The following is a 14,988-nucleotide window of genomic DNA, read 5'->3' as shown; positions in this document are numbered from 1 at the left end:
CAGGCACGGACGGTCAACTTCCGGGGTACTGCTCGATCTTCCACGCGCACGGTCCACGCTCGGGATCGGGGTCGGGGATGGACCGGAAGCCGCGCGCGATCTCCTCGGCGGTCCACTTGTTGCCCTGTGCACCGAACCCCTCTTCTGGGCCCCTCTCGGCGTTGTTGGTGTTGGTGTTGGCGCCCTGACCTGCGACAACACCGACTCCCTGGGGGTCCTCCTGGGAAGAGGGCAGGGGCGGGAAATCCTGGTGGTGTGTGCCGGGCCCATTCCCGGCCGGGGAGCGCACCCCGTTGCGGTAGGTGATGCCGGCCTCATCCAGCAGCCGTTTCACGGTCCTGGTGTCGGCCACGCGGAGGTGGTCGCGGAGGGTGGTGTGGAGCACCCCGCTGCCCCCTCGGTAGAGGTGGTGGAGAGCGCGGATCACGGCCTCCGGGGAGGGATCGGCGGGCGGCTCGGCGGAGGGGCCGGCGGGGGTCTCCGTCGGCTCCTCCTCGCCGCCCTCGGCCGGGGTGTCGGCGGGGGGTGCGTCGGGGGCGTCGGCAGGGGGTGCCGGGCGGCGGAACAGGCGGGTCGCCCAGGACGCGCGGGAGGCCTCGGCCGGCTTCTCCTTGGACACCTCGGGGACCTCCTCGACGGCTCCCTCCGGGGAGTCCTCGGCCGGAGGGGTCTTGTCCTTCGCGGGGGCCTGGTCGGCCTTCTCCTTCGCGGCCTTGCCCTTGCCGGCGTCCTTCTTCTTGGTTTTGCTCACGGGGATCTCGATGTTGCCGGTGGCGGCCAGGACGGTAACCGTGAGCAGCAGGGCGCCGATGATCCACGGGGTGTAGGGGTACTGGATGGTCAGCCTGACGGCGGCGTACACGAGGAAGGCCACACCGCCGAAGCGGGCGCCGAGGCTGCCGCGCTTGCCGTACTTCCCGGACAGCCATCCGGCGAAGAGCACCAGGAGCACGCCGATCCCCTGGCCGTACCAGGCGAGCATCTGGCCGAGCTGGCACAGGAACCGGCCGATCGCGCGGAGCAGCGGGGGGCCGGCGGTCTTCCCGGCCTCCACGGCGAGCGGGCCGAGCTCGCGGAGCGGGCGCGGGTCGACGTACGGGCGGAGGTCCGGCACGGTCATATAGCCGCGAGTCGCGAGCCCCTCCTCCTCGTCCTCGTCGTACTCCCCCGCGTCGTCCTCGTCGTCGTACTCCCCTGCCCCGTCGGCGTCTTCGTTGTCGTGGTCCTGGACGTGATCCTCGTCGGGCTCGTCCGGGCAGTGAGCTGCGGTCTCGTCGGCGTCGTCGTGCTGGTCGCGGTCGGTGTCCGGCTCGGGCGCCCGGCGGGGGGCGATGACGGCCGCGGCCAGGGAGGGAACCAGGACAGGCCGCTCCCCCGGCCCCGGCGCCTCGTCGGGCTCGGGGTCGGGGACGACGTGGAGGTGCGCGCCCATCAGGCGAAGCTCTGCATGATCGTGTCGATCTTCTCGGCGAGGAGGGAGAACGCCCCGCCCGCGCCGGAGGCGACGTACCAGAAGATGATGCCGATCACGGCCACCTGCCGGGTCGTGAGCTTCTTGTAGAGGATCACTCCGGCGAGGAACAGGCCGATGCCCGCCATGGTGACGCCGGGGACGACGTCGCCGAACAGGCCGAGCATGTCGTTGACGAGGCTGGACACGAGGTCGAAGGGCGTCCCGGCCGCCTTGTACGAGGCGCCGGCGACCATGGCCAGGAACAGGGTCCACCACCAGCCGAGCGGCTTGACCTTGCCGCCGGTGGAGGTACCGAAGAACAGGACGCCGGTCAGGCCGAAGGCGAGGCCGGCGGCGCCGAAGGCGGGGATCAGGCTGCTGCTCATGCTGCTTTCCGTTCGGGGGGTGGGGGTCAGGCGGCCGGATTGCCGTAGAGCAGGGCGCCGACGATCATCGAGACGAGGGGGATGCGGGTGAGCCAGGAGAAGACCGGGAACCAGCCGCGCGTGCGGTAGTCCAGGACCCAGATGCCGACCGCCACGCCGTACCAGATGCAGACGTAGAAGTCGGTCCAGGAGCCGTAGGTGTCGACCAGGTAGGCGACCTCAGCCGTGAAGAACTGCGGGACGCCCATGTAGAACCCGGCCCCGAGCGCGGTGCCGTTGTAGAGCAGGTGCCGCTGCTTCCGGGACATCCCTGACCAGACCTCGATCAGGGCCTTCTTCCGCTCCGCGGAGTCCTTGCCGTAGACGGGTCGGCTGTAGGACTTGCCCCCGTTGCCCCGGAGGCCCTGTCCCCAGCGCTTCCGGATGGAGGGCGGGACCTTGTCGACGGGCTGGCCGTCCTCGTCGGCCTCTCCCCCGTCGCCGTCCTCGCCGTCCGCCTCGGTGACGTCGGTGAGTTCGTCGTAGTCGTCGGGGACCTCGAGCTGGGTCTCGCACACGTCGCACCAGAACGCGACGAGCTGGCCGGTGACTTTGTTGCGGACCTCGTGCGGGGCCGGGTGCTCACACGCCTTCACGGGCGTGGGCACCCTGGCCGGGGGCTTGACGTCCGGGACATCGACGTCCAAGTCCGCTTTGCAGTCCGGGCAGTAGTAGGGGATGAATGTGTTGCTCGAACCGACCCGGACGGTGCGAGCGTTGAGGTGCTGGCACGACGTGCCCGTGGGCTGGGCGGCGAGGGTGACGTCCTTCTTCGGTTCCCACCAGTCGGGCACGTGGTGGTTGTCGTCGCGAGCCGCCCGGCCCACCCGGGCCGCCGGGATGGTCGGCGGCTCGGTGGGCATGGGCGGCGTCTCGGGCCCGGCCTCCTCGTCGGCGGCCTCCTGGTCCGCCTCGGCCCGCCGACGGAACTGGAAGACGTCGCGCACGCGGAACGGCTTATCGTCCTCCGCCTCCGGGGCGTCGACCTCCTCGGTGTCGGGGGCGTCGCTCACCACGATCCCCACTCCAGGAGGGCGATCACGAGCCCCGCCCCGGCGGCGAGGCGGCCGAGGAACCGGGTGTCGCTCGCGCGGCCGTAGAGGGCAAGCGCGAGGCCGGCGAGTCCACCGGCCAGGATCAGGTAGATCATGACGCCTTCTTCTTCCTGAGCCTGTCCTCGATCCGGCGGCGGGTTCGGGGCACGGTCTGGACGTTCTTCGGGTCCACGCCGTGCGAGGCGTCCACGAGCCGGATGAGGTCTTCGTCAGAGATCTGGGGGTTGGCCGCCAGTGCGGCGGCGATGGTGTCGGACTTGAAGGGGCCGCCCACGGCGCGGAGCGGGGGGCGGGCGGTGTCGGTGGCGGGAGGCTCCACCGGCGGGGCCGGGGGCACCGGGGCTTCGGCAGCCGGAGGCACCGGGGGCGCCGGTACGGTCGCCGGCGGCACGACCGGAGCCGCGGCCGGGACCGGTGCCGGAGCCGGGGCCGGGGCCGGAACCGGGACCGGGACCGAGACTGGTGGCACGACCGGCGCCGCGGCTGACGCCGGGGTAGGCACCTGGCCCGACACGGGCGCGGACACGACAGGGACCGGTCCGGACACCATTCCGGACAGCGGCGCACCGCCCTGCAGCGCGGGCGACTCCACCACGGTCGTGATCGCCTCGGCGGCCGGGAACGTCGGGAACACGGCGCGCATGTACGCCTCGTGCTGGTCCAGGCGCCGGATCTCGTTGGCCACCACGGCGTTGGCGGTGATCTTCTCCTTCCGCCGGCGGAGCCAGTTCGCCACACCCGCCGAGAGGGGCACGGCGTGGAGGCTCAGCACGAGGACCCACATGCCCTTGGACATCAGGTCGACCGCAGCGCCGGCCGCGCCCGCGACGGGCTCGCCCTTGTCGATGCCGTACGCGACGACCGTGGCCATGGAGATGAGCAGCAGGAACCACCCGGCGATGCGCGCCTTCCGCGCCCGATCCGGTTCCCGGCGCAGGACATACTCCACGCCCTGGCAGGCCAGCCACGGAACGGTGAACACGACGGCGGCGCTGTAGGCGACCGGTGCGGGCACGGTCTTGTCCAGCAGGCCGCCGATGCTCGCGGCTGTACTGGTGGTGGCCAGGAGCGTGACGCCGACTGCGCCGATAGTGACGCCTCGGATGACCATTCCGTCCCAGTCGCGCGGCGGGACCGGCTCCCACGCGGTGTACGGCACCTCTTCCATCTCGGGGTGGCCGTTGATCGTGGTCGTTTCCACGCGGTGGCGGGTGACCTTGCGGTACCGCACGCCGGGGATACGCGGCTGCTGCTCGTGGTCGGGGGTGGGGTGGGTCATCGTGGGGCGCCCTTCGCGCTTGTGGGACGGACGGAGGGCCGGGCCCACACGGGGTGGGCCCGGCCGGTCAAGGGCGGGCGACGAGGAGGGGACTACCGGCGGCGGCGTTCGCGCTGCCGGTCGGCGTCCTCCCACGCCTGGCCCTGCTGGGCCGCCTCCTGGACGCCTCGGGCGCGGTGCTTGAGCTTCCGCGCGCGGGCCGACGAGGTGGAGGCGGATTCACGGCCCGCGTACTTCGTGGCCGCGAGCTTTCGGTCATCCGGGAAAATCCGGCCTAGGAGGCTCATCGCTGCCCCCGGTCGGACCCGGCGGACTGCGCGGCGTGCTGGCGCGCGGTCTGGGTGGCGGCGGCGACGCTGGCCTGGTCGCGCTGCGGGGCAGCGTTCCGGTAGGCGTCGGCGGCATCGGCGAGGAGCTTGGAGGCGTTGCTGCTCATCAGCGCGTCCCCCGTCCCCGGCAGTCGGTGCACGACTTCCACGTCTTGCGGGTCACGCCGCCGGACGAGGTGTCCACCGACCGGCCGCCCTTCCCCTTGCACGAGGGGCACGCGGGGGTCGCGGCTGGCGAGGCGACCACGTGGGCGACGCCGGTGTCGGTCCAGGACTTGCAGCGGCCGCACACGAGCTGTCGCCCGTCCCGGCGCATGGGGCGCCCGCAGCACGACGGGGTGCCGGACTGCTGGGGGCCGGGCTGCTGGGGCACCTTCGCGGGCAGCTTCGTGGGGAGCGGCTCCTTGCGCGGGCCGGGGATGCGCGGGATCGCCGGGGCGTTGGGGTCCTCGTCGTCGTTCCAGGCGCGGGGCGCGCGCTCCAGGAGGGAGGTCATCATGCCTGCCCCCTGGACGCGGTCAGGGTCTCGCGCAGCAGCTTGGCGTAGGCGCCGCGCGTGCTGCCCTCGGGGATCTCCGGGGCCCGGTCGAACGCGGCCTTCGACATCCCGCGGCCGTCGCCGTTACGGCTGCGGTCCGCGAGGTCGTAGGCCTTCGCTCCGATGCAGGCCAGGAGGATGTGCGTCTCCAGGGCGCCGGTCGGGTTGTGGGTCTGGAAGTGGTCGGCGACGGCGGCGAGAACGAGCTCGGCGGCCTTCCCCGTGTCCACGGTCGTCTGATCAGTACAGTTGGGCACTGCGTCAGCTCCTGTCGATAGCAGGTCTGGCGTGGCCCCGGTCGGTGTTTTCCAGACGTCCCGACCGGGGCCGCTATGCATCAGGAGGCGGTTCCGCTTACCTCCTGTGCGGGGTACCCTACACAAAAGTTGACGTGGGGGGTACCCCGCACAGGCGTGTCCCTGGGACCGTCCGGGTTCCGAAGGGGTGAACGTGGGCGAGGAAGACCCTCAGCAGGACGAGGAGGTGCAGCAGGTGCTGGACGCAATCCGCGCGCTCGGCGCAGATGATCAGCCCCCCGCAGAACGAGCGCGGCGACTGACGCAGTTGCTCGACGCATGGCCGGATGCACACAGCCGGGTGCGGGCCATGCGGCAAAAGGCCATGCAGGACATGCAGGACGACGGGATGTCTCTGCGAAAGATCTCCGCCGAGACCGGCATCAGCTTCGGGCGTGTCCGGGAGATCATCCAGGGCGTCACCAAACGCCCGAAGGCGGAAAAGCCCCAGGAGAGCCAGGAGCCTCCGGCCTGAGAGGTGGCCGGCCGGGCGACGTGGACGGCCACCCGGCCGGTACGGGCCCAACCGTGCGCGGCAGAGTACCGGAGCTGCACCTACCGCCCCCCGTCGACCTGTTCGGCGGGGGGTTGCTGCTGTTCCGGGGGTTGTCCGGAGTTGTTCGGGACAACCTGTCCGGACACTGTCCGCGTGCGTCCGGACAGGGGCGGGCGGAGGGTGGAGGCATGGCTGGACGCCTGCCCGTGATCGTGTACCCGCCGAGTCCGACCGGCGGGCGCCGGGTGCGCGTGGACGGGGAGATCCTGGGGTTGGCGTACAGCCTGGCCGACGTCGTGGAGTTTCTGCGCCGGGCCGGCCTGGAGGGGCTGGACGAGGACGACGTCGCCCGGTCGGAGTTGATCGAGTGGCGAGAGGCCGGGCCGGACGCCTGGGGGGCTCCGGGCGCGTGACGCGGGGGGCCGGTGCGGCGAGGGATTCGAGCCCGTGAACGCCCCCTAGGAAACCTAGGGGTTAGCGGTCCGCGACGGCTCGATGGTTCAGGGGTCACTTTCCGTACACGCGTGATCACCCGGGGGCCGAGTGCTACCGCATCCGGTGTGTCTGTCGGGCTGTCCGCGGGCGGCTCGGTGGCTCGGGTCTTCATCGCGGGACTGCGGGCGCGCTGGCGTCCGCATGGCCGAAGGAGGATCCCTATGGCCCTGACCGTGCCTGCCCCGAGAGGGCCGGGTCTCATGCCGCCCACTGCCGAGGTGGTGCTGGCGTACGCGGCCGACCAGACCGTCAAAGCCGCGCAATCCCTGTGGCCCCATTCCACCGTCCAGGCCGGGGAGGTCGCCCCGAGCGTCACGAGCTACGTGCAGCGCGTCCAGGTCGACGGGCGGCCCCTGTACGGGAAGCTGCCGATCCTGGGCGCCTCGCTGGTGTCGGTGCTGCGCGGGGCGCGCGGGGACTGGGCGACGGTGAAAGCGGCCCAGGCCGCCTATGCCCAGGCGCCGGACTCCCTGGTCCGGCGCGAGGGGCAGCAGCTCATGACCCTGGCCGCGGCCGGGGTGCGCGTGCCCCGGGTCGCCGGGTGCGCCGGCGGGGTGCTGTTCACCGAACCGGTGCCCGGCCCGACGCTCGGCGAGCTGATCGCGCGGGAGCCGCACCGTACGGCCCTGCTGCTGGGGCGCGTCGCTGACCAGATCGGCAGGGGGCTGACGCGGCCGGGTGTCGCGGCCCGGGTGGACCGGGTGGCGATCCGGGAGCGGTCGATCACGGACACGTTCCAGCGCAAGTTCGCGGCCGGCAGCCGCACTTATCTGCGCGACACGGGGCACGGTGAGCTGCTGGGCGCGGTGATCGGGCGGCTCCGCGAGGTGCCGGTGCGGCCGGCGCCGTTCCAGCCGGTCATCTACGGGGACTTGAAGCCTGAGCACGCCGTGTTTCCGTCCGGTCCGGACGGGCCGGTCGTGTTCCTCGACCCAGGGCTGCAACGCGGCCGGCCGTGCGCGGACGTGGCAAAGGTGGTCTCTCGTACGGTGCTGGGCCTGGTGGCCGAGCCGCTCCCGCCCGAGGACGCCCGCGCGGTGCTGTCCGGGATCACCGCGTTCACGGCCCGGCTGACGGCCGAGATGGAGCCCGACGATCAGGAGGCGTGGCTGCGTCAGTTCCTCCTGCTGTGGGTGATGGACACGGTCAACATCCTGACGACCTACCTGTCGGCCCCGGCCGGCCTGCCGTTGTCGGCCCAGGCCGCGGCCGTGGTGGAGCGGGCGGAGGTCGTCTGCCAGATGCTGGAGCACGCCACGGTGTCCATGGCGAGCCGGGCCCCGGCGCGCTCCTGGTGGCGGGTGTGCCTGGATGACGCCGTGTGTGCGGTCGTCGCATGAGCGAGATCGGTGTCATCGGCGCCGGCGCGGTGGGCCAGGCCCTCGGCGCGCTGCTGCTCACGACCAGGTGGTGTGAGTCGGTGGTCCTCACCTCCGGCAGCGGCGGTTCGGCCGCCGGGCTGGTCGCTGACCTGGACGACATGGGGCAGGTGACCGGCTCCCCCGTCCGGGTGGTGCACGGGGACCTTGAGCGGATGCAGTCCTGTGACGCGGTCGTGGTCTGCCCGCGTGCCCAGTTCACCAACCGGGCCAGCACCGACATCAGGATGGCCGGGCTCACCGTAAACGGGCCCCTCGTCGCAGCATTGGGCCGGGAGTTCGCCGGCTACCGGGGCGTCGTGGTCATGGTGACCAACCCTGTGGACGTGATGACCCGCCTGTTCGCCGCCGTGTCCGGCTGTGACCGGGTGTTCGGTGTCGGCTCCAACACAGACACGGCCCGATATCGCCTCATCCTGGCGCGGCTGCTGGCGGTGTCACCGTCGGCGGTCGCCGGACACGTGATCGGGGAGCACGGCACCCACGCGGTGATCTGCGCCTCCTCGACCACGGTCAACGGCCAGCCGGTGCCTGTGCCGTTGCAGACCGTCCGGGACGAACTGGCGGCCCGTCCCGGCCGGATCAATGCCGGGATCGGCCGCACCAGGTGCGGACCGGCCGGCGCCACCCTGGCCGCCCTGGAACACACCCTCGGACACACGGACGGGGTGATCGAGCTGTCCGCGTCCTGGCGCGGCGGGTGGCTCGGAATCCCGTTGCGGTTCACCGCCGGCCGCCCCACCGTGTGCATCCCGCCCCTTGACCCCGGTGAGACCCGGCAGCTCGACGCCGCCGACGTCAAGATCCGGTCCGCGTATGACCAGCTTCACCAGACACTCAAGGAGACGACCGCATGACCGACATGTTCGCCACTCGCATCACGCCCACCGACGGGTACGCCGTCACCGTCACCAGCCGCGCGGAGGCCGTCACGGACTGGGCGGTCCGGTACTTCGGCATGTGGTGGAACGCGGCCCGGGTGGACGCGGCCGACGTGACGGGGGCGGTCGTCGCTGCCGACGTCGACCCGGGCGAGGTCGCCGCGCTCACCGGCGCCGTCACCAGCGGGCAGCACGCCGAGGTGGTGTACGCCAACGACCGGATGGTTTACGGGGTCAACGGGGACGGCGTGGTAAGGGCCACGCAGCCTGACGCGGGTCTGGCCTACCGGTGGGAGCCGGCCGTGCGCCGGCTGACCGTCGTCGGTTGCGACGAGACCGCCGTGGCGACGGCCGCGGCCCGGATCGCCCGCGAGGTCGTACGCGGTCAGCTCCTGGGCAACGGGTGGCAGATCCTCCACTCCTCGGCCGTCACCCGGCCGGACGGGGCGACCGTGCTGTCCCTCGGCGACAAGGGGGCGGGGAAGACGACCGTGGGGTTCCTCCTCGCGCGGGCCGGGTGGGGGCTGCTCGCCAACGACCGGGTGTTCGTGCGCGTCGAGGAGGGCGCCGTGCGGGTGCTGCCGTGGCCGTCGGCGGCGGCGATCGGGTTCGGGCTCCTGGACGCGATGGGCTGGTACGACGTCGTCCGCGACCGGGTTCGGGCCGGGGAGCAGATGCACCCGACGCAGCACCAGCGGGTCACTGACGCGCTGCTGGCCGACGAGCGGGAGCCGCTGTGGAAGTCGAGCGGGAAGGAGTTGAAGCCGCAGTTCTTCCCGGACCAGCTCGACACGATGCTGGGCATGAAGCTGGCCACGGAAGGCCGGGCGGCCGCGCTGCTGTTCCCCCGGATCACAGCCGGCGCCACCCCGGCGCTGAGCGACGAGGAGCGGGGCGTCCAGGACGGCGACTTCTTCAACGCCAAGACGGAGGACCGCTACCCGGACGTGTTCCGGCTCCTTCCGGCGGGCGGCGCGTCCGCCGGGCTGGCCGAGGCGCTGGCCGCCCTGCCGCACCGGTCGGTCGTCCTCGGGCACGACACGGTCGCGAACACGGCGCTGCTGGAGGAGGTGACAGGCGGCCTGCTGTGACCCATACCGTGTGACCCGCGTGACCCCCCGCAGTCGGCTGCGAGGGGTCACGTGTCGTTTCGGGGGGCCGGACATGGGTGTGCCCCCACCCTGGGCTCGGAAGGGCGGGGGCACGGGGCGCTGTCCCACGGGCGGGAGCGTATCCGCTACTCGTGATCAGGTGGAGCGTCGACGGGCGGCGGCTCCTCGGGCGCGGCGGCGGTCTCCCGGGCGATGATCCCGAACGCCTCGGCGACGGCCGCGCCCAGCATGTGGCGGGGGACGCTGGCCCGGTACTCGATCCGGACACCCTGGCCTGTGTCCTCAGTGTCCGTGTCCCGTGGTGTCCGGACAGTGTCCGTGCCACTCGGCAGCGGTCCGCAGTCGACGGACTCCCCGACCTCCAGGGGTGTCCGCAAGACGCCGCCGGACGCGGACAGCGTGTCCGTGGACGTGTCCGGACCGGTGTCCCCCGGGGTCTCCGGGGGCATGGCGGTGAGCTGGTCCAGGGCCGCGAGGGCACGGCGCCGGCGGAGGGACGGGGTGCCGGTGTCGCAGCAGGCCTCCCGCCCCCAGGAGAGGTGATCCGGGTCCAGGCGGTCGCCGTGGTAGCGGCAGCGCTCCGGGAGCTGTTCCAGGGCGCGGCGGAGGTGGCGCTCGGCGTACGGGATGCGGTCGACCACTGCCTCGACGGCCTCCAGCCGGGCGTAGAGCTGTTCCAGGTCGCGGGTGGTCATGTCGTCCAGCCGGATGCGCTTCACGCCGCAGCCTCTTCCTGCTCGACATCGGCCGCGGCCGGGGCGTCGGCCGGCTCGTCTTCCGGGAGGTCGTGCCGGTAGACGACGAGGTTGCCCAGGAGCTGCCGGGCCATGTGCTCGGCGCACTCCGGGGACAGGTCCAGCGCCCACCCCTGGTGGGCCTCCTGCAGCGCCGTGGCGAGGGTGGCGACGTCGACCAGGCGCGGGTTCCCTTCCGGCGGGTTCAGTGCCTCGTCCCAGGCGTAGTCACAGCTCCAGCACTGCCGCTCCAGGCGCTCCCCCTTGCGGGAGGGGGCGAAGGTCTGGCGGTCCTGGGTGCTGTGCTCGCGGGCGGCCCGGTATCGGGTGACGGCCTCGGTGTGGGAGCACTTCGCGCACACGACGAACGGGCCGGTGTACGGCGGCAGGTCGTCGCCGGCGGGCGTGGCCAGGGTGGGGCGGGGGCCGAGCTGCCCGATCGCGGCGGCGGCAAGGGCGGCGCAGTGGGCGGCCGGGTCCGCGACGATGCCGGCCTCCACGCGCTCGTGCCACGTGGTCAGCAGGGCCTCGGTGAGCCGGTCGAGAAGGGCGGTCTCGTTGGGGGTCACTGGTCGTCTCCTTCGGTGCGGGCGCCTCGGCGGGCGGCCCAGTCGGGATCGAGGCGGGGTGCCGGTGTCGGGATCCGGTCCTGGCGCCAGGACCGGACGTTGGCGGCGGAGCGGCGGGGTGGAAGATCCACAGGACGGCCAGACCGACGAGGAGGACGGGCACGGCGAGCCAGAAGCCCAGGGACCGGGCGGGGCGCTGGGTCCCCTGGTCCTGGGCCCAGTCGATGAGCCGCTGCCAGGGGCGAGCGCGGCCGGCCGCGTAACCAGTGAGGACGGCCGCGGCTAGGGCGAGCCACAGGGCGCCCACGGTCAACCCTCCTCGTCGTGTCGGGGGTTGGTGGCGCTGGTCTGCTGGGTGCATGTCGGGTCGTGGTCGGTGCCGAAGGTGGTCCACCACCGTTCGCAGCGGCAGGTCCGCGCGAGCTCGGCGCGCATGACGGCGTCCAGGTCGTTGGGGTAGGGGCGCGGGTCTCGGACGGCGGCGGCCTGAAGCGCGGCGGCGTGCTGCCGCTCCCGGCCCCCGGCCACGGCGACGAGGGTGGCGGTGGCGTAGAACGCGGCTGCCTGGCCTGGGGCGTTGTGGTGCAGGCAGACGGCCGAGACGTACGCGAGCCAGACGAACGCGACCAGGTAGACGGCCAGGAGCGCGCGGGCGAGGCGGGTCACCGGGATCGCGTCCGTTCAGCGACGAGGTGTTCCCCAGTGGTCACGGCCATGCCGTACACGATGCCGATGGCCTGGCCGAGGTCACGGCTGCCGGTTCGGTCGGCCTCGCCGGCGAAGGCGTGGAAGAGGGCGCGGGCTTGGTCGCGGTCGCCGTTGGTCCACACGGTGGTGAACTGGGTGGCGAACCGCAGCGGTGCGGGCAGTTCGTCGGCGGAGGCCGTGCTGCCGTCGAGCGCGGAGGTGACCTCCAGGCCGTAGAACGTGCCGGGGTCGTTCTCCATGCGGGCGGCGAGCGAGGCGGCTTCGGCGAGCATCCCGAGCAGGACGTAGGTGGACTGGGGGCCCTGGTCCACGAGGGGCTGGAGCAGCGCGCAGCCGGCGTCCTGGTCGCCGAGGATGCCCAGGGTGATTGCCCGGGTGACGATGTCGGGCGGGTACGGGGTGATCACGGGTGTGCCTCCTCGGCGGCGGCGGTCGGGTTCTGGATCCAGTCGCCCAGGGCGGCGGTGTACGCGGTGCGCGCCTCGTCGGCCGCGGCCTGGAGCCGGTCGGCCTCGGCGTGGAGCTGGGCGAGGTGGGGGGCGTGCTGGTCGACGCGTTCGCGCAGCCACTGGGGCATGACGTCCGCGAGCTTGGCCACGGTGCGCTTCACGCCGTAGCCGGGATCCAGGCACAGGGCCAGGAACGAACGGGTGTCCTCGGGGGTGTTCAGGTCGGGCAACGTGGCTCCTGGGATGGGGGCCGCCCCCGGGTGGGCGGGGGCGGCCGGCGGTCGGCTATACGCGCGGGGTGGGGGCTGAGAGGGGGCAGTCCGGGGAGTGCGGGATCGCGTGCCCCTCGTCGTCGCACGTGACGGACCATGCGGCGTCGGCGGCGGCTGCCAGTTCGGCGGCGTGCTTGGCCAGCAGCTCGGCCGCGTTCTGCCGGGCGTCCCTGGTCCGCAGACCGCCCTCCTCGTAGACCTCGGTGAGGTCCTGGAGGGCGGAGGTGTCCGGACCGTCGTGGAACGCGGGCACGTAGGTGGTCCACTGCTCGACGACCACGGGCCGGCGCACGACCTGGACGGCCTGGACGGTGTCCCCGTGCCAGCCGTGGCCGTCGGGCACCGGGCCGGTCTCGAAGTCGCCGGCGTCGATCGGGGCCTCGTACTCGATCGCGTACGTCCGCTCGTCGTCGGCCAGGAAGACCGCGCGCCGTTTCTGGGTGTACTTGAGCGTGGTCACCGGCTCGTCGGCAAGCAGCGTCTCGGACCACTGGACGTCCTGCGGGCTGTCCGGGGGGACGCCCACGGCGGCGAGTTCGGCGCGGGTGAAGTCTCGTGTGGGCACAGCGTTGCCTTTCGGGATGCTCCTATGGTTGTCAAGCCGTAGGAGCGAGGTCGGTTTGGGTGGTTCGTTCCGTTGGTGTGGCGGTCAGTGCTCGGTAGACCTCGCGGGCGACGAATCGCTTGAGGCAGCGCATGATGTCCTTCTTGTTCAGCCCTTCCTTGGTCCGGCGTTCGACGTAGGCGCGAGTGCGCTCGTCGAAGCGCATGCGGGTCAGGACAATGGTGTGCAGGGCATTGTTCGCGGCCCGGTCGCCGCCACGGTTGAGGCGGTGGCGATGGGTGCGGCCGGAAGAGGCAGGGATCGGCGCGACACCGGCCAGGTGCGCGAACGCGGCTTCCGAGCGCATCCGTTCGGGGTTGTCCCCGGCCGAGGCCAGCAGCTGGCCGGCGGTCTCGGGGCCGACACCGAACAGCTCCAGCAGCTGGGGTGCGGCCTGCTTGACCAGCGGACCGATCTCCGTGTCCAGCTCGGCGATCTCCTCGTCCAGCGCCTGGTGGCGGCGGGCGAGCCGCCGCAGCGCTGCCCGGGTCGCCGTCAGGGGCCGGGACAGATCGCCGCCGGGCCGCAGCCGGGCCAGGGTCCGTATCAGCGCGGCCCGCTCCAGGCCCCCGACATGCTCGCGCAGCATCGCGGGGGCCGCCACCAGCAGGCCACGGATCTGGTTCATCGCCTGCGTGCGGGCCTTGACCGCGCTGCGGCGGGCGACCCGCAGCACCCGCACCGCCTCAACCACGCCGTCCCGGCTCTTGGGGATCCCGGTGGCCCGACCGGACAGCACGGCCGTCGCGGCGGCGTAGGCATCGATCGGGTCCGACTTGCCCTTCATCCGCCGTGTCTTGCGGTCCGGCCGGTCGACATCGATGACCGTGACCCCGGCGGCGGTCAGCACCCGGGCGAGTTCGGCTCCGTAGGCGCCGGTGCCCTCCACCCCGACCCCGACCGGCGTGCCGTGCGTGCGCATCCAGTCCAGCAGGTCCCGGTAGCCGCGGATCGTGGCGGGGAACTCCCGGTCGGCCAGGTGCCGGCCGATCTGGTCGATCACGGCCGCGTGGTGGGTCAGGCCGTGGGTGTCGACTCCGCCGGTGATCTGCGGGCTGTCGTGCGTCATGCTGGTCATGTCCGTCCTTGTGGCGTGTCCGTTCCGAGGGCGGCACGCGCCGGTCGGGCGGGTGGACAAGACAGTGACGGGGCTTCTGGACCAAGCTCCTATAAGGTCACAAACGCCCGTCCGGCCGCGTGCGTGGTGACGCCCGGCGGGCCGACAAATCCCAAACAGGACAGTCGAGACGTCAGTCAGTCGGAGGGTCAGACCCACCCGCAGCGTCACCACGTCACATCCTCACTGTCAGTCGTCGGCGAGGAGGAAGGTGGCCAGGCCGAGCCAGGTGAGGACGGCGGCGATCGCACCGACGACGACAGCGGGCGTGGTGTCGGCGGTGAGGACGTAGGTGATGCCTCCGGAGAGGCCTCCCAGGAGGAGCCCCAGGGTGAAGCGGTTCACGGGCTTTGCCTTTCGGGTCAGTCGGTGGGGTCGGTGGCCAGGACGTGGACGGCGGCGAGCGCGAGGCGCTGGCCCTCCGGGCACATGTCCGGCAGCAGGGCGGCCGGGGTGCACGTGGTGCACCCGTCGCGGATGTGGTCGTTGGTGGCCTGGAACGCGCCGATCGCGGCCTCCAGGAGCGAGGGCGCGGCGCCGGCCGGGAGGGCGGGGCGCGGGATGTCGTGGGCGATGTGGGCGCGGGTGCGGGCTTCCACCTGGGCGTGGGTGGGGCGGGCCCACTGGTGCCAGTTCGCGGCGTCGCTCCAGCGCAGTCCGTGCGTCTCGTGCGGGGTGCCGCACCAGCGGCAGCCGTCCAGCTCGGGCGGCGAGCCGTCCGGGTACCGGATGAAGCCGCGGCGCAGTCCGGTTCCCTCGTCGCGGGTGATCAGGGCCATGCGGGTCTCCAGGTCGGG

At 72.6% G+C, this 14,988-nt stretch carries 23 protein-coding genes; 5 read left to right on the top strand and 18 right to left on the bottom strand.

The annotated features are described in order from the left end of the window. Positions 1-13: 13 nt before the first annotated feature. The 9 genes from AB0903_RS08205 to AB0903_RS08165 form a co-directional block, all read right to left on the bottom strand. Positions 14-1,432 carry a hypothetical protein gene (locus AB0903_RS08205; protein ID WP_366700209.1) on the bottom strand — a complete coding sequence of 473 codons (1,419 nt, stop codon included), beginning with the start codon at positions 1,430-1,432 and terminating at the stop codon, positions 14-16. Further along, positions 1,432-1,839, bottom strand: coding sequence for a hypothetical protein (locus AB0903_RS08200; protein WP_366700207.1), 408 nt, complete (start codon positions 1,837-1,839; stop codon positions 1,432-1,434). Before AB0903_RS08200 ends, AB0903_RS08205 begins: the two co-directional genes overlap by 1 nt. Before the next feature lie 26 nt (positions 1,840-1,865). Further along, positions 1,866-2,891, bottom strand: coding sequence for a hypothetical protein (locus AB0903_RS08195; RefSeq protein WP_366700205.1), 1,026 nt, complete (start codon positions 2,889-2,891; stop codon positions 1,866-1,868). Beyond that, positions 2,888-3,028, bottom strand: a complete 141-nt coding sequence (locus AB0903_RS08190) for a hypothetical protein (protein WP_366700203.1) — start codon at positions 3,026-3,028, stop codon at positions 2,888-2,890. Before AB0903_RS08190 ends, AB0903_RS08195 begins: the two co-directional genes overlap by 4 nt. Continuing rightward, complete coding sequence (locus AB0903_RS08185; protein WP_366700201.1) at positions 3,025-4,212, bottom strand: hypothetical protein; 1,188 nt, start codon at positions 4,210-4,212, stop codon at positions 3,025-3,027. Before AB0903_RS08185 ends, AB0903_RS08190 begins: the two co-directional genes overlap by 4 nt. 92 nt (positions 4,213-4,304) lie before the next feature. Beyond that, positions 4,305-4,499: a hypothetical protein gene (locus tag AB0903_RS08180; protein WP_366700199.1), complete on the bottom strand. Its 195-nt coding sequence runs from the start codon at positions 4,497-4,499 to the stop codon at positions 4,305-4,307. After that, positions 4,496-4,648, bottom strand: a complete 153-nt coding sequence (locus AB0903_RS08175; protein ID WP_366700197.1) for a hypothetical protein — start codon at positions 4,646-4,648, stop codon at positions 4,496-4,498. Before AB0903_RS08175 ends, AB0903_RS08180 begins: the two co-directional genes overlap by 4 nt. Then, the gene (locus AB0903_RS08170; protein WP_366700195.1) at positions 4,648-5,040 is read right to left on the bottom strand and encodes a hypothetical protein; all 393 of its coding nucleotides are present in this window, start codon (positions 5,038-5,040) and stop codon (positions 4,648-4,650) included. Before AB0903_RS08170 ends, AB0903_RS08175 begins: the two co-directional genes overlap by 1 nt. After that, positions 5,037-5,336 (bottom strand): hypothetical protein, encoded by a 300-nt coding sequence (locus AB0903_RS08165; protein WP_366700194.1) that lies wholly within the window; start codon positions 5,334-5,336, stop codon positions 5,037-5,039. The genes AB0903_RS08170 and AB0903_RS08165 overlap by 4 nt, the downstream gene beginning before the upstream one ends. A gap of 193 nt (positions 5,337-5,529) precedes the next feature. Here AB0903_RS08165 and AB0903_RS08160 point away from each other — a divergent pair, with 193 nt between their 5' ends. From AB0903_RS08160 to AB0903_RS08140, 5 genes are all read left to right on the top strand, one after another. Next, entirely contained in the window at positions 5,530-5,850 is a 321-nt protein-coding gene (locus tag AB0903_RS08160) for a hypothetical protein (RefSeq protein WP_366700192.1), read from the top strand. 209 nt (positions 5,851-6,059) lie between these two features. Next, on the top strand, positions 6,060-6,284 hold the full coding sequence (locus tag AB0903_RS08155; protein WP_366700190.1) for a hypothetical protein: 225 nt from the start codon (positions 6,060-6,062) through the stop codon (positions 6,282-6,284). A gap of 243 nt (positions 6,285-6,527) precedes the next feature. Beyond that, positions 6,528-7,706, top strand: a complete 1,179-nt coding sequence (locus AB0903_RS08150) for a hypothetical protein (protein WP_366700188.1) — start codon at positions 6,528-6,530, stop codon at positions 7,704-7,706. Beyond that, a complete protein-coding gene (locus AB0903_RS08145) occupies positions 7,703-8,602 on the top strand; it encodes a lactate dehydrogenase (RefSeq protein ID WP_366700186.1) in 900 nt (299 codons plus the stop codon). Before AB0903_RS08150 ends, AB0903_RS08145 begins: the two co-directional genes overlap by 4 nt. Next, positions 8,599-9,717 (top strand): hypothetical protein, encoded by a 1,119-nt coding sequence (locus AB0903_RS08140; protein ID WP_366700184.1) that lies wholly within the window; start codon positions 8,599-8,601, stop codon positions 9,715-9,717. Before AB0903_RS08145 ends, AB0903_RS08140 begins: the two co-directional genes overlap by 4 nt. A gap of 146 nt (positions 9,718-9,863) precedes the next feature. On the opposite strand, the gene AB0903_RS08135 is transcribed toward AB0903_RS08140, so the two are convergent. From AB0903_RS08135 to AB0903_RS08095, 9 genes are all read right to left on the bottom strand, one after another. Further along, entirely contained in the window at positions 9,864-10,457 is a 594-nt protein-coding gene (locus AB0903_RS08135; RefSeq protein WP_366700182.1) for a hypothetical protein, read from the bottom strand. Next, positions 10,454-11,041 carry a hypothetical protein gene (locus AB0903_RS08130; RefSeq protein WP_366700180.1) on the bottom strand — a complete coding sequence of 196 codons (588 nt, stop codon included), beginning with the start codon at positions 11,039-11,041 and terminating at the stop codon, positions 10,454-10,456. Before AB0903_RS08130 ends, AB0903_RS08135 begins: the two co-directional genes overlap by 4 nt. A gap of 309 nt (positions 11,042-11,350) precedes the next feature. Continuing rightward, on the bottom strand, positions 11,351-11,707 hold the full coding sequence (locus tag AB0903_RS08125) for a hypothetical protein (protein ID WP_366700178.1): 357 nt from the start codon (positions 11,705-11,707) through the stop codon (positions 11,351-11,353). Then, positions 11,704-12,156, bottom strand: coding sequence for a hypothetical protein (locus AB0903_RS08120; protein ID WP_366700176.1), 453 nt, complete (start codon positions 12,154-12,156; stop codon positions 11,704-11,706). The genes AB0903_RS08125 and AB0903_RS08120 overlap by 4 nt, the downstream gene beginning before the upstream one ends. Then, entirely contained in the window at positions 12,153-12,428 is a 276-nt protein-coding gene (locus AB0903_RS08115; RefSeq protein ID WP_366700174.1) for a hypothetical protein, read from the bottom strand. The genes AB0903_RS08120 and AB0903_RS08115 overlap by 4 nt, the downstream gene beginning before the upstream one ends. Before the next feature lie 55 nt (positions 12,429-12,483). Beyond that, positions 12,484-13,035, bottom strand: coding sequence for a hypothetical protein (locus AB0903_RS08110; protein ID WP_215135221.1), 552 nt, complete (start codon positions 13,033-13,035; stop codon positions 12,484-12,486). 31 nt (positions 13,036-13,066) lie between these two features. Further along, on the bottom strand, positions 13,067-14,152 hold the full coding sequence (locus tag AB0903_RS08105; protein WP_366700172.1) for an IS110 family transposase: 1,086 nt from the start codon (positions 14,150-14,152) through the stop codon (positions 13,067-13,069). Positions 14,153-14,380: 228 nt separating this feature from the next. Beyond that, positions 14,381-14,536 (bottom strand): hypothetical protein, encoded by a 156-nt coding sequence (locus AB0903_RS08100; protein ID WP_366700170.1) that lies wholly within the window; start codon positions 14,534-14,536, stop codon positions 14,381-14,383. 17 nt (positions 14,537-14,553) lie between these two features. Continuing rightward, positions 14,554-14,970, bottom strand: a complete 417-nt coding sequence (locus AB0903_RS08095; protein WP_366700168.1) for a hypothetical protein — start codon at positions 14,968-14,970, stop codon at positions 14,554-14,556. Positions 14,971-14,988 lie beyond the last annotated feature (18 nt).

It is taken from the genome of Streptomyces sp. NPDC048389 (genome assembly GCF_040706335.1).
GTDB lineage: Bacteria > Actinomycetota > Actinomycetes > Streptomycetales > Streptomycetaceae > Streptomyces.
This window is presented reverse-complemented; position numbering and strand designations above follow the sequence as displayed.